The 13,212-nt window shown below is 58.1% G+C and carries 16 protein-coding genes; 6 read left to right on the forward strand and 10 right to left on the reverse strand.

Features of this window, described 5'->3' with window-relative positions; genetic code table 11:
• The first annotated feature begins 260 nt into the window (after positions 1-260).
• A complete protein-coding gene (locus PRI8871_RS06050; protein ID WP_281258615.1) occupies positions 261-2,282 on the forward strand; it encodes a YjbH domain-containing protein in 2,022 nt (673 codons plus the stop codon).
• The gene (locus tag PRI8871_RS06055; RefSeq protein ID WP_108885307.1) at positions 2,279-2,962 is read left to right on the forward strand and encodes a YjbF family lipoprotein; all 684 of its coding nucleotides are present in this window, start codon (positions 2,279-2,281) and stop codon (positions 2,960-2,962) included. The genes PRI8871_RS06050 and PRI8871_RS06055 overlap by 4 nt, the downstream gene beginning before the upstream one ends.
• On the opposite strand, the gene PRI8871_RS06060 is transcribed toward PRI8871_RS06055, so the two are convergent.
• Positions 2,944-3,570, reverse strand: a complete 627-nt coding sequence (locus PRI8871_RS06060; protein WP_108885308.1) for a sugar transferase — start codon at positions 3,568-3,570, stop codon at positions 2,944-2,946. The two genes, PRI8871_RS06055 and PRI8871_RS06060, sit on opposite strands and share 19 nt — an antisense overlap.
• Position 3,571: 1 nt before the next feature.
• A complete protein-coding gene (locus PRI8871_RS06065) occupies positions 3,572-4,384 on the reverse strand; it encodes an NAD-dependent epimerase/dehydratase family protein (protein WP_181389392.1) in 813 nt (270 codons plus the stop codon).
• Positions 4,385-4,502: 118 nt separating this feature from the next.
• Here PRI8871_RS06065 and PRI8871_RS06070 point away from each other — a divergent pair, with 118 nt between their 5' ends.
• On the forward strand, positions 4,503-5,630 hold the full coding sequence (locus tag PRI8871_RS06070; protein ID WP_108885871.1) for a polysaccharide biosynthesis/export family protein: 1,128 nt from the start codon (positions 4,503-4,505) through the stop codon (positions 5,628-5,630).
• A gap of 66 nt (positions 5,631-5,696) precedes the next feature.
• Here the strand turns inward: PRI8871_RS06070 and PRI8871_RS06075 are convergent, their stop codons facing one another.
• Positions 5,697-6,107: a c-type cytochrome gene (locus tag PRI8871_RS06075; RefSeq protein ID WP_108885310.1), complete on the reverse strand. Its 411-nt coding sequence runs from the start codon at positions 6,105-6,107 to the stop codon at positions 5,697-5,699.
• A gap of 148 nt (positions 6,108-6,255) precedes the next feature.
• On the opposite strand from PRI8871_RS06075, the gene idi reads away from it, so the two are divergent.
• Positions 6,256-6,804 carry an isopentenyl-diphosphate delta-isomerase gene (gene idi / locus PRI8871_RS06080; protein ID WP_108885311.1) on the forward strand — a complete coding sequence of 183 codons (549 nt, stop codon included), beginning with the start codon at positions 6,256-6,258 and terminating at the stop codon, positions 6,802-6,804.
• Here the strand turns inward: idi and PRI8871_RS06085 are convergent.
• The 3 genes from PRI8871_RS06085 to PRI8871_RS06095 are packed head-to-tail and all read right to left on the reverse strand — an operon-like array spanning position 6,801 to position 9,087.
• Positions 6,801-7,394: a Smr/MutS family protein gene (locus tag PRI8871_RS06085; protein ID WP_108885312.1), complete on the reverse strand. Its 594-nt coding sequence runs from the start codon at positions 7,392-7,394 to the stop codon at positions 6,801-6,803. The genes idi and PRI8871_RS06085 overlap by 4 nt on opposite strands.
• Positions 7,391-8,431, reverse strand: coding sequence for a murein transglycosylase A (mltA, locus tag PRI8871_RS06090; RefSeq protein ID WP_108885313.1), 1,041 nt, complete (start codon positions 8,429-8,431; stop codon positions 7,391-7,393). The genes PRI8871_RS06085 and mltA overlap by 4 nt, the downstream gene beginning before the upstream one ends.
• Complete coding sequence (locus PRI8871_RS06095) at positions 8,428-9,087, reverse strand: Tim44/TimA family putative adaptor protein (protein WP_108885314.1); 660 nt, start codon at positions 9,085-9,087, stop codon at positions 8,428-8,430. The genes mltA and PRI8871_RS06095 overlap by 4 nt, the downstream gene beginning before the upstream one ends.
• 100 nt (positions 9,088-9,187) lie before the next feature.
• Between PRI8871_RS06095 and PRI8871_RS06100 the strand changes: the two genes are divergently transcribed.
• Complete coding sequence (locus PRI8871_RS06100) at positions 9,188-9,673, forward strand: FxsA family protein (RefSeq protein ID WP_108885315.1); 486 nt, start codon at positions 9,188-9,190, stop codon at positions 9,671-9,673.
• A 58-nt stretch (positions 9,674-9,731) separates the two neighbouring features.
• Positions 9,732-10,238, forward strand: coding sequence for a protein-export chaperone SecB (secB, locus tag PRI8871_RS06105; protein ID WP_108885316.1), 507 nt, complete (start codon positions 9,732-9,734; stop codon positions 10,236-10,238).
• On the opposite strand, the gene dnaQ is transcribed toward secB, so the two are convergent.
• From dnaQ to PRI8871_RS06125, 4 genes are read right to left on the reverse strand one after another with little or no spacing between them, the layout of a single operon-like run.
• Positions 10,239-10,970: a DNA polymerase III subunit epsilon gene (gene dnaQ / locus PRI8871_RS06110; RefSeq protein ID WP_108885317.1), complete on the reverse strand. Its 732-nt coding sequence runs from the start codon at positions 10,968-10,970 to the stop codon at positions 10,239-10,241. It abuts the gene before it with no gap.
• 1 nt (position 10,971) lies between these two features.
• Entirely contained in the window at positions 10,972-11,556 is a 585-nt protein-coding gene (coaE, locus tag PRI8871_RS06115; RefSeq protein ID WP_108885318.1) for a dephospho-CoA kinase, read from the reverse strand.
• Positions 11,553-12,386, reverse strand: a complete 834-nt coding sequence (locus PRI8871_RS06120) for a shikimate dehydrogenase (RefSeq protein ID WP_108885319.1) — start codon at positions 12,384-12,386, stop codon at positions 11,553-11,555. The genes coaE and PRI8871_RS06120 overlap by 4 nt, the downstream gene beginning before the upstream one ends.
• A complete protein-coding gene (locus PRI8871_RS06125; protein WP_108885320.1) occupies positions 12,383-12,982 on the reverse strand; it encodes a Maf family protein in 600 nt (199 codons plus the stop codon). The genes PRI8871_RS06120 and PRI8871_RS06125 overlap by 4 nt, the downstream gene beginning before the upstream one ends.
• Positions 12,983-13,212 lie beyond the last annotated feature (230 nt).

Below are 13,212 nucleotides of genomic sequence, written 5' to 3' on the forward strand. Positions count from 1 at the left end.
AACCTGCGCCGCCAAGCGTTTATGGGGCCTTAACAATTCAAAATGTCCGGTTAATTGCTGATCAGAAATCGGCAACACTGTGGAAAACTATTTGTGGCAATGTTTCCCAAATATAGACAGAAGGCGCCTGTTCGCGTAGCAGATAAGAAAATCCCTCAAAGGGAACTGGGCAGATGTTAGATTTTTTCCGTTCTGGGAAAGTACTTAAAAGATCCTCGGTCAGCGGCATTGCGCTTGTTCTGGCTCTTGCGTCTCCGGCGATGCCGGAGGGCCGGGTCAGCTATAACCTCTATGGTTCACCCGGACTTGTGGATATGCCGACGGCGAACGAAAGCCCGGACGCCACCCTGACGACCACGATCTCAAAGGTGGGCGACGCCCAGCGCACGACCATCGGGTTTCAGATCACCCCGCGCCTGTCCGGTGCGTTCCGCTATAGCGGGCTGTCCAACTATACCAGCCCCGCCAGCGTCAAAGGCGTCTACTATGACCGTAGTTTTGACCTGCGCTATAACCTGCTGACAGAAACCGCATCGCGCCCGGCGGTGACGATTGGCCTTCAGGATTTCATCGGAACCGGCCTTTATGGCGGCGAATACGTCGTTGCGACCAAGTCCTTTGCCAAAGGGATCACCGTGACAGGTGGCGTTGGTTGGGGCCGGCTTGGCAGCCATGGGGCGATTGGCAAGACCGGCACACGCACGGCTGAGCTGTTGGGTCAGGGCGGCATCCCCACCTATGACCGATGGTTCCGCGGCGATTTCGCGCCCTTTGGTGGTGTGTCTTGGGCCGTGAATGACCGGATGACCGTCAAGGCGGAATATTCGTCGGACAACTACACGACCGAACGCAAAGACGCGCAGTTCAACGGCACCAGCCCTTGGAACTTTGGTCTGGACTACACGTTCAAAAGCGGCACGCAGCTGTCGCTGTACCACGCCTATGGCAACCAATTCGGCGCTCAGGTGACGTTCGCGACCGATCTGCGCTCGGCCAAGATCCCCGGCGGGCTGGAAAAAGCGCCGGTTCCGGTTCTGGTGCGCCCGGTTGGCGCGGCCAAGGATCTGGGCTGGACGCAAGAGGCTGGCAAGCGTGATGCCACCTTCCAAGCGTTGAAGGCCGGTTTGGCGAATGAAGGCTTGGTACTGGAAGGGCTGGACCTGAAGGCGCAGCGCGCCGTCGTCCGCATCCGCAACCCGCGCTATGGCAATGAGGCCGAAGCGATTGGCCGGACCGCCCGCGCGATGACCCGTGCGATGCCTGCCTCGGTTGAAACCTTTGTCATCGTTCCGACGGTGAATGGCAGCGCCATGTCCGGGGTTGAGCTTCAGCGGACCGATATCGAGCGCCTCGAACATGTTGAGGCCAAGGCGATCTTGCAAAAGACGGTGGTACGCGACGCGTTCAAACTGGCGCCGCCGGTGGAAAAGGGCATCTATCCGAAATTCACTTGGTCCCTCGCCCCTTACACAAAGCTGAGCGTTTTTGACCCCAACAGCCCGGTGCGTGCCGATTTCGGGGCGCGGTTGAAGGCGGATTTCTGGGTGGCCCCAAATCTGCGCCTGTCCGGTTCGATCACCAAGAAGGTCGGCGGCAACCTGGACAAAAGCAACCGAAACGACAAATCCAACCTGCCCCGCGTGCGGACGGATTACGCCAAGTATTCGATCCAAGGCGATCCGGCGATCGAACGTCTGACCATGTCGGCCTATGGGCGCCCCGGTCCGAACCTCTATAGCCGCTTTACCGTTGGCTACCTCGAAGAGATGTATGGCGGCGTGTCGACCGAACTTCTGTGGAAGCGCGTCAACAGCCCGCTGGCCCTTGGGGTCGAGCTGAACTACGTCAAGCAACGCGATTTCGATCAGATGTTCGGCTTCCGCAACTATGAAACCTTCACCGGCCATGCCTCGGCCTATTATGCCTTTGGCAATGGGTTCCACGGGCAAGTGGATGTTGGCCAATATCTGGCCGGTGATGTCGGCGCGACCCTGTCGCTTGACCGTGAATTTGCCAATGGCTGGCGCGTTGGCGCCTATGCCACCTTCACCGATGCCTCGTTCGAGGATTTTGGCGAAGGGTCGTTCGACAAAGGCATTCGCATTGCCATTCCGATGCAATGGGTGCTTGGCACCGCATCACGTCAACGCAATACCGTACAGATTCAGTCGCTTACACGCGACGGCGGCGCACGTCTGAGCGTCAATGACCGCCTTTACGAACAAGTGCGCGACTATCACCAGCCCGAGTTGGACAAGCAGTGGGGTAAGTTCTGGCGATGATCCGGTCCTTCAAGAAAATCGGGCTGATGTCCGTTGTCTGTGCTGCGCTTCTGGCCGGGTGCGGCAATAGCGAAGACGTGGCCGGGATGAAGCTGTTCCGTGCAACCGCCACAGCGGCCTTTAAAGGCAAACGCGCGGCCAAACAGCCGACGGTCATCCCCCCGCAGGCCATTGCGCAGGCCCTTGGCGCCACCACGCAGCCGGTGTTTTTGGTCGAGATCGAGAACCGCAAAGCCCAGGCTTTGTTGCTGGAGATCGCCAAGAACGGCGCCTATTCCACCTTCGCCACGTCAGAACGTCAGACAATAACGTTTCTGAACGGGATGATCACCTCAACCCGTGGTCTTGGCGATGATCTGATGTCATCGGATGCCGCGAAGCTGAGCGATCTGGTTGGGTCCAAACAATCCGGCGTCGCGCCCTACACCATTCGGTTCCTGAACGGTGAAGACATCACCTACGCCTACACCTACCAATGCCGCGTGACGCGCGGGTCCAAAATGCCGGTTATCGCCGGAATGGTGAACACGACCGCCACCTTGATGACCGCCGATTGCAAAGGTGATGGCCCAGACCTGCAAAACCGCTATCTGGTTGGTGCAAATGGCCAAATTCTGGGCGCACGTCAGTGGATCGGCAATTTGGCAGGCTACGCCAGCTCTCAGGCTTTGCGTCTGTGATGAAGTGAGATGCGGCGGAACACCGTTGCAACCATCAGCTTGAAGTCGCTGCACACCGTGCGGCGGCGGGCATAAATCAAATCCAGTTGCGCTTTGCGCGGCACACAGCGGCGGCAGTAAACCTCTTCGGTTTCTTCCGCCGTTTGGCATTCGGCCAAAAGCCGTTCTTCGGTCCGGTGAAAGGCCAGCGTGGCAAGGCCGGTCAGGCCGGGGCGGCTTTGCAGAACGGGGCCGTAAATCTCGGGGAACTTTTCGACGTAGTGACGCAATGGCGGGCGCGGCCCGACAAAGCTGATGTCGCCGCGAAACACGTTCCAAAGCTGGGGCATTTCATCCAGCCGATAACGGCGCAAAAACCGGCCTGTGTCGGTGATGCGGCTGACCTTATCGCCGCCAGACACGCCGCTGTCGTTGCGATCCGTCGTCATGGTGCGGAACTTCCACAGGGTAAAGCCCTGATCCGGGGTCTTCATCCGTTCCGACAGGTACAAGATCGGGCGACCATCGCGGATCAGAATTGCAAGGGCCACGCCCACGATCAGGGGCCAAAGAACCGCTGTCAGAAACACAGCGCTGGCCAAGTCGAAGGCCCGTTTCAAAGGTGTCATCTTAAATTTCCCGCTTGCGCCAGTCCTGAACCAGCCAATCCGCATCGGTACTGTTTTCGGGCAAAGGGCAGATGCTTTGCAAGAGCGTGGTGTCAAATCCAACGATCTGATTTGCGCCATTGGGGGCAGGGCGCCAATGCACGGTCCGGCCCGCAGCATCGGCAATCGCCTGCATCGCCGTGGCCTTGGGCGCGGCTACGTTCAGCACCGGCGGCAGAGCAGCTGGCATTGTTGCCAAATGCGCAAGAACCCGTGCCAGATCGGTGGGGGCGATATAACTGCGTTCGGGTCCGTGTCCGTTCTCAAATTGATCCAAAGTCAAAGACGCGCCGCGCTTGATGGCGGCAAACAGGCTATCGGCCCCGGCAACGTTGCCGATCCGCAAACAACAGTGATGTCCGGGCATTTTGGCAACCGCCTCCTCCATCGCGACCTTGGCGCGGCCATAGTCGTTCTGGGGATCAACGGGCGTTGCCTCAGTCGCCGGGTCGGTAGACGGTCGGTAAACCGCCGCGCTGGAACAATGAAGCACGCGCGTTGCGCTGACCTGCTGCGCCAAGCTTTGGGCAGAGGCCGCCAATTTTACGTTATCCATCAAATCCTTATCAGGCCCCGGCGTGACCCCCCAAAGCGCAATCACGCAATCGGCCCGTAGCCCCTGCGGGACAGGATCGCCCGGCGACCACAAGACATCACAGACCCCGGCATCACGCCCGATCGACGTCACGGCAACCGTGGCCGCAATTTCCCGCAAGGCGGGCAATACCATGGTTCCAACATTGCCCGTGGTGCCGGTCACCAGAATTCGATCCATCTGCCTCACTTCCGCGATAAGTGCCATTCCAGAGACAATTGGACTTGCCCCACGCGCACCCATTGTGACATGACATCGAAGGGGTGACTATATCTTGAGGTCCGCAGTGAACACGACGATGTCTTTTGATTTCGCATTTCGCCGTATTCTCGGTTTCCTTGCAGTGGTGCTACTGGTGTCTGCCTGTAGCTTGCCGCGAGGCGCGGCGCTTCAATCCGAAATCCTGAAAGAAGCAGACAAAGATCTGCCGACCTTCCAAGTGGTCGCTGTCACCCGCGCGACTGTTCCGCATCTGAACGACTGGCCCCTGACGGGATGGGCAGGGCAGCGTGGCTGGCTGAACCGCAAGGCCGGTGCATCGACGCCGATTATCCAATCGGGCGACATGGTCGATCTGGTGATCTGGGACAGTCAGGAAAATTCGCTTCTGACGCAAAGCAATCAGAAGGTCATCGACATGAAGGGGCTTATCGTCTCGGATCAAGGGACAATCTTTGTACCCTATGTCGATGAGGTCCATATCCGCGGTCTGACGGCCAGCACCGCGCGTCAAACCATTCAGGAAAAGTTGCAGCCGGTGGTTCCGTCGGCTCAGGTGCAACTGTCCGCCCAACCCGGCATCATCAATTCGGTTGATCTGGTCAGCGGCGTGAACAAGCCCGGCACCTATCCGCTTCCGAACCGCAATTATTCGATCCTTAGCCTGATTTCCCAAGGCGGCGGGATTTCGAATAGCCTGCGCAATCCGCAAGTTCGGCTGATCCGGGGCGATAAAACCTATGAAATCGCGGCCAGCGATCTGTTGGCCAGCGCGACCAAGAACACCACGCTGCGCGGCGGCGACAAGGTCGTTGTCGAAGAGGATGAGCGCAGCTTTACCGCGCTTGGCGCATCCGGCATCGAAAACCTGATCTACTTCCCGAAAACGCACCTGACCGCTCTGGAATCGCTGTCGCTTATGGGCGGGCTTTCGGATTTCCGTGCCGATCCAAAAGGCGTTCTGATCCTTCGTGAATACAGCAGCAAGCAACTGCGCGGCGACCTGAAAGGCCCGAATATGACGCAGGTCGTGTTCACGCTGGATCTGACGACGGCGGACGGGCTGTTTGCCGCGCGGAAATTCCACATCAATCCGGGCGATACGGTTCTGGCGACGGAATCACCGGTGACCAAGGCGCAGACCATCTTCCGCCTGATCGGAAGCGCGATTGGCGTGTCGGCGCAGGTTCAGAACCTAGCCAACTGATTGCATCAGACATGAAAAAGGGCGCTTCGATCCGAAGCGCCCTTTGTTTTTGTCGGTCGGTTGCGATTACTCGGCGACGCTGACCAGATAGGCGTAGACGTCCTCGCCGCCCTTAGCGAGCTTGAACGACATCTTCGAACGGGCTGCGCCATCGTTCAAGTATTCAGCCAAGAAGCCCTTGGGGTCTTTGACATAGGCCTCAAAGGTTTCCTCGTCCCAGACCAGACCGGCTTCGCCAGCTTTCACCAAGTCAGCGCCATAGCCGAAATCGGCATAGCTGCCTGCGGTGCGGCCAATAACGCCGTACAGGTTGGGGCCAGTTTTGCCACCTTTCACGATGGTATCATCCCCATTCGTGATGGCGTGGCAGGCTTTGCACTTCTTAAATGTCTTTTCACCCTTCGCGGCGTCACCTTCTGCGAAGGCAGTTGTGGCGAGGGATGCAACTGCCAGTGCAGTAGCGATCGTCAGTTTCATGTGTAAACTCCCATGACACGTCTCCGAAGCGGAACCTAAGGGCTGTCACGGTCTCAAACAACAGATTTTGCGCTCAAAACCCTGCGACCAATGGGCGGGTAGACGTAGGCGGATTGACGAACCCGGCAAAAATTTACATGAAGCCGGCATGAATTCGCGCATTGACACAAACCAAACTGAAATCCCTGCTTGGGTGAACGGCACGCTTGTCCCGATGGACAAACTTGCCGTCCATCAGCAGGGCCTGAAACACATGGCCATTTCGGTCTTTGTCTTGTGTGGTGACAAGATCCTGCTGCAACAACGGGCGGCGGCCAAGTATCACACCCCGAACCTATGGGCGAACACCTGTTGCACCCATCCGCATTGGGGGGAAGCCAGCCTCGATTGTGCAAATCGTCGGCTACAGGAAGAACTGGGGATCGCCGGGTTAGATCTGATCCATCGCCAGCAGGTGGAATACCGCGCCGATGTGGGCGGCGACATGATCGAACACGAATTGGTTGAGATTTACACCGCCATCGCGCCCGAAACGCTGGATATCTCGTTGAACCAAGATGAGGTTCAAGCTGTGCGGTGGGTGTCAGTGTCAGAGCTTGAACAGCAGATCGAGGAAACGCCCGATGCGTTTACGCCATGGCTGAAGATCTATCTGGATCAGCACAAGTCGGCGATTTTCGGCGAAACTCCGGCCTAGCGACCCCGCCGCAGATAGACGTAATAGGCACCAGCCCCGCCGTGTTTGATATGCGCTTCGGTGACTTGCAGCACGACATGGGTCAAGGGCGACAGCCGGAGCCATTGCGGCACTTGCCGTTTCAACACGCCGCGCCGCAAGGGCATTGGGTCATGCGGATCATCGCGTTGGCCCTTGCCGGTGATCACCAGAACCAGCCGAAACCCCCGCATATGCGAGGTTAGGATAAAGCGGTTTAGCACCGGATGCGCCTGATCGAGCGTCATTCCGTGCAGATCGATCCGCGCCTCAGGCACCAATTTGCCGCGACGCATCCGGCCAAAGGCCTTTTTGTCCATGTGCACGCCTGAGGTGGCCAGTTGCTGCGACACCGTTTGCGGCATTGCGGTTGATTCCGGCTTGGGCTTGGCGACTTGGCCCACACGAAACCGGGGCAGGGGGGCCGGATCGGCGGCAGGCGCTTCAAATTGCGTGGGCATTTCGTCGGGGTCGCGCTTGGCCAAAGGGGACCGCCTTTGCAAACGGTCCGTCGATTTGGCGACCAGTTCCCAAAGTTCAAGGTCTTCTTTTCTAAGGCGTCGCCGGCTCATTGAATGCCTTCCGGCAACAAAGCATAGGCGCGTTGGATCGGCATCAGAACGACCATACGGCCGGGATCTTTCATCCGGCCAGCGGTGCGGCCCGCTGCATCACCCGTTCCCATGAAAATATCGGCACGTTGCGCGCCTTTGATCGCGGACCCTGTGTCTTGCGCGACCATCAAGCGGCGCATCGCATTGTCACCGCCTTTTTCAATCCAAACCGGCGCGCCCAAGGGCGTGTAACGCGGATCAACAGCGATGGACCGCAGCTTGGTGATGGAACGGTTCATCGCGCCAAGCGGCCCCAGATGTGCGGGAACTTGGTTCACTTCGCGGAAGAACACGAACGATGGGTTGTGATACAGCAGTTCGGCCCCATCGCGCGGATTGCGTCGGACCCAGGATTTGATCACCTGTGCGGACACCTGATGAGGCTCATAGATCCCGCGTCGCACCAGTTCTTGGCCGACAGATCGGTAGGGGTGCCCATTTTTGCCGCCATAGCCCACGCGGATAAACCCACCATCGGGCAGGCGGATACGTCCAGACCCTTGTATTTGAAGAAAAAACAGCTCAACCGGGTCGTCGACCCATGCGATTTCAAGCCCACGCCCGTCCATCACCCCGGATGTCATGATTTGGCGACGGCTGATCCAGCTTCCATCCCGCGCTTCGGGCGGAAGGCGGTAGATCGGGTATTTGTATCGACTGGTTGGGGTACGCGATCCGTCAAGTTCGGGTTCAAAATAGCCTGTAAACAGCGCTTCACTTCCGTCGGACACCAGAACCGGGCGGAAAAACAGTTCAAAAAACTGCTTGCCGTCGTCCAAATCGCGTGCGGCAGCGCAAAGCGTTAACCAATCAGGCTCTGACAGATCGGCGCAGGTGTTGCGAAACACCTCAAGCGCGGCGTTGTGATCGTCATCTTCCCACCCGTTCAGATCCTCAAACCCGAGGATCGAATAGCTGTGTTCGGTTTCCGCTTCGGACTCTGATCCCGCCATGACTAACCCCAGCAACAAAAGAGCCCAAAGCGATCTGATCATTCGCCCGTGGCGACAAGCTGCCAGTTCGGATCGGACGCGCCCATGCTGCGGGCAAAGGTCCAGACATCTTTCTGACGTTTGATCTGTGTCGCACTGCCTTCGATGATTTCACCCGCATTGTCGCGCACTGCCGAGGTCAGCTCACCAATGAATTTGACCGAAACCTCAGCCGTTTGCGTTGCATCGTCAAAGGTCGCATCGGCCAGTGACATTTCGCGAACGCCGATGAATTCGGCCTCAATCGTCAGGCCCTGCGCGTTGCGTGCTTCAACCACCTCGGCAAAGGTGGCGTAGACGTCTTCATCCAGAAACGGTTTGATTTCGGCCAGATCGCCGCGTTCAAACCCCATCAGGATCATTTCATAGGCACCGCGCGCCCCGCCCAGAAATTCACCCACATTGAAGGATGGTTCAGCGCGTTTCATTCGGGCCAACGCATCAGCGGCGTCGCTGCCTTCGGGCACATGGTCGATGATATCGCGGTCCGGGCCACCATCGATTACTTCAAACTCGGGCTTAGGCGCACGACGTTCAACCGGTTTGACGACCGGAGGCTCTTCGTAGCCGTCACGTGTTCCCAGCACGCTTTTCAGGCGCAGGATCAGGAAAATTGCGACAGCGGCCAGGGCCAGAAGCTGAAAAATAGGCGAGTTCATTGATACCTCTTGTTGCACACGTGGTAACTACGGCGCTCTGCAACTATGTAGGGGCTAGGCGGGTTCAAGTCTACTATGCGACCCGCGAAAGGAGACCAAGATGTGGATGTTGCTAGCCTTCGTCGCAGTGCCGATGATCGAAATCGCCCTTTTTATCCAAGTTGGCGGCCTAATCGGGCTATTTCCGACGCTTTTGATCGTTGTCATTACGGCGATTATTGGCACGTCACTTGTCAGAAGTCAGGGCGCGATGGCGATGAAGGGGCTACGATCGTCGTTTTCGCGGCTGGATGATCCGACGCGGCCCTTGGCCGATGGCGCGATGATCCTTGTGGCCGGGGCCTTGTTGCTGACGCCGGGGTTTTTCACCGACTTTGTCGGATTCTCGCTTCTGATGCCGCCGGTCCGCGAAGCAATCTACCGACATTTGCGCAAACGTATCCGGGTTCAGCAGTTCGAAATGGGCCAACGCGGCGGGTTTGACACACACAGACCGCGCGATCCGAATGTGATCGATGGATCTTACGAAGAGGTGGAAACGGCCAAAAAGCCCAGCGACGGGCCTTCTGGCTGGACGAAGCATTGAGACCGGGCCTGTGACCTGATAAAGCCAAATGCGACCACATTTCTTGGGAGAAATTTAGATGGCCGAAAACGAAAACGCACAGGCCGCTGCACCGCAGGCGCCTCAGGTTAAGATGAATGTTCTGGCTCAGTTCATTCGCGACATGTCGTTCGAAAACATCCTGTCGCAAAAAGGCGCGACCGGTGAAGTGCAGCCCGACGTCAAAGTCCAGGTCAATCTGGATGCCAAGAAGCGTCAGGCCGACAACCAGTACGAAGTTGTGCTGAAGCTTAAAGTCGACTCGACCTCGAAGTCGAACGGCGAACACCTGTTCCTGCTGGAGCTGGACTATGTTGGCGTGTTCAACATCGAAGGCATCCCGGAAGAGCAGCTGCACCCCTATCTGCTGATCGAATGCCCGCGCATGCTGTTCCCGTTCGTGCGCCGCATCGTGTCGGACGTGACCCGCGACGGTGGCTTCCCGCCGCTGAACCTGGAAACGATCGACTTTATGGCGCTGTACCGCAACGAACTGCTGCGCCGTCAGGCTGCAACGGCTGCAGGCGAGGTCAAGGCAGACGCCTGATCAGACTTTGCGCCACAGCGCTTTGTCCCCCATCTTCTCGACAAAGGCGGCGTGAGCCGCCTTTTCTTCGTCCGTGATCCGGGACGGCAATGGGTTTGCCCTCTTTTCAGGGCGCCATGTGGATTGATCGCCCGCCGAACCAGCGGCACCCGACGATTGAGTCGACAGGCCGAAATCGGGCTGTTTGCCGCCAATCAGCTCAAGATACACATCCGCCAGGATTTCCGAGTCAAGCAACGCGCCGTGCAAGGTACGTGACGTGTTGTCGATTCCGAACCGGCGGCACAGGGCATCCAACGACGCGGGCGAGCCGGGAAAGCGTTTGCGCGCAATGGCCAGCGTATCAAGCGCCTGATCCCACGGCAGTTCCCGTAAGCCCATGCGCCGCAGTTCGAAATTCAGGAACTTCATGTCAAAGCTGGCATTGTGGATCACCAGCTTAGCATCGCCGACGAAATCGAGGAATTTTTGCCCAACCTTGGCAAACACCGGCTTATCGCGCAGCAATACCGCACCGGGCGCGGGCGGTTGCGGCGGTTCGAGCAAATCCGGGCCAATGCCGTGCACTTTGAAAGCGTCCATCGGCATGGACCGTTCGGGGTTGATATATTCGTGGAACGTGGCCCCCGTCGGAACGTGGTTGAAAAGCTCCAGCCCCCCGATTTCAACAATCCGGTCGCCCTGTTCGGGATCAAACCCCGTGGTTTCGGTATCGAGAACGATTTCCCGCATATCAGACCCTGCCTTTGATCTGGCTCAGCACGTCCTGCACCGCAGCCTGTGCACCCTCAAGTGTGTCGGTTGGTATGATATAGTCTGACCGGGCGCATTTGTCCTCAATCGGCATTTGCTTGGCCAAGATCTGCTCAAACTGCGCCTCAGACATCGTGCCGCGCGCCATGACACGGCTGCGCTGTTCGTCCGGCCCAACAAACACGCAAGCCACAGCGTCAAATTCGCCCTCAGACCCGGTTTCAAACAGCAAAGGGATGTCGAAAACGGCGATATCGGCCTTGGTTTCGGCTGCAAACGCCGCGCGATCATCGCGCACCAGCGGATGAACGATGGACTCAATCCGGGGCAGGGCGGTGCGATCGGCCTGAATGATGGTGCGCAGCGCGTCACGTGAAACGCTGTCATCCCGGATCGCCAGAGGGAAGGCCGCCGCCATAGGGGCAACCGCCGCGCCGCCTTTGGCATAAAGGCGATGAACCGCCGCATCCGCATCCCAAACGGCGCACCCCGCCGCCGCAAACATTGCCGCGGTGGTGGATTTGCCCATTCCAATGGATCCCGTCAGGCCGAGCTTGAACGTCACCCCAAAACCACCCGGCGCAGATCTTCGGTCACTTCAGGGCGGACGCCAAACCAGCGTTCAAACCCCGGCACGGCCTGATGCAGCAACATACCGACACCGTCCACGATACGGCAGTCTTTGTCCTTGGCGGTTTGCAGCAGTTTGGTCATCATCGGGGTATAAACCAGATCTGACACCACGGTGCCGGGCCGCAGGCCATCCAGCGGAATGCGCATTTCGGCCTTGCCGACCATGCCCAAAGACGTGGTGTTCACCAGAAGAACCGCGTCTTCGATCGCATTGCCGACATGCACCCAATCCACAACCTCGACACGCTTGCCGAATTCGTCTTTCAGGTTATCCGCCCGAATGCGGGTGCGGTTCGAAAGAATGATGCGCTGAGTGCCTGCATCCAGAAGCGAGGCAAGCACAGCACGCGCCGCACCGCCTGCGCCCAGCACAACGGCGGTTCCGGCGTCGGCTTTCCAATCGGGGAGGGTTTGGCGAATGTTCTGAATAAACCCGTAACCATCTGTATTATCGGCGTGAATCTGACCGTCAGGACGGAAAATCAGCGTATTCGCAGCGCCGATCAGGGTGGCGCGATCTGTCACCAGATCGGCGATTTCTAACGCTTTTTCCTTATAGGGAATGGTGACGTTGAGACCGACAAAGCCCAGTTTGGGCAACATCCGCAGGGCAGATTCCAGATCGTCGGGCATGATCTCCATCGGGATGTAGTGCCCGCGAATTCCCAGTGTTCGCAGCCAATGGCCATGCAGCCGAGGGGACTTTGAATGCGCAATCGGCGATCCGATCACACCTGCCAAGGGCACTCTTGTTTCACTCATCCTTCAATGTCTCCTCTTACGGTCAGGAAGCCAAGAAGCTCTACCAATGGCAGCCCGAGGACATTGAAATAATCCCCGTCGATTCGAGCAAACAGCCTGACGCCCTCTTCTTCCAGTTTATAGGCTCCGACGGAATGGCGAATGCTGTCCCAGTTCCGTTCAATATACCCGTTCAAATATGTGTCGCTGGCGCTGCGCATCTGAAGCCGCACTTGGCCCACATGACGCCAGATCGGTTTCCGGTCATGGTAGAGCACCGCCGCAGACAGCAGGCTGTGCCGGTGACCGCGCAACGCCTGAAGCTGGGTTAACGCATCTTGAGGCGAGGAAGGTTTGCTGAAGATCTGACCTTGGAAGTCCAGCACCTGATCGCAGCCCAGCACAAGCGTATCAGGGTTCTTGTCACTGACTTTGGCGGCCTTAGACTCGGCCAAAGCATCGGCCACATCGCGGGGCGAGGCACCTTCGGCAATCAGCGCGTCGCGGATCATGTCTTCGTCCACGCGTGGCTTGATCACGTCAAACGCGATACCCGCATTCCGCAGCAATTGCGCCCGGATTTCGGAACCAGACGCCAAGATGATGGTCTGAGACATGTGGATAGGTCCGTTCATAACCCTGCAGATAGACTATCTGATCGTTTTGGGGAAAACGGCCCGTCTTTGCAAGCAGAGGACAACCACCTGAGTCGCGCACCGGATCAGGGTCATTGTTCGGGCTGTTAGGAGGATAAGCGAGCAGAGGCTAGGATCTTTCGAGTGCACCCTTTCGCCAACAAAGTTATCCACAAACTGATGCAACTTAGCGTCACGTTAAACATATGATG

The organism is Pseudoprimorskyibacter insulae (assembly GCF_900302505.1).
GTDB classification, from domain to species: domain Bacteria; phylum Pseudomonadota; class Alphaproteobacteria; order Rhodobacterales; family Rhodobacteraceae; genus Pseudoprimorskyibacter; species Pseudoprimorskyibacter insulae.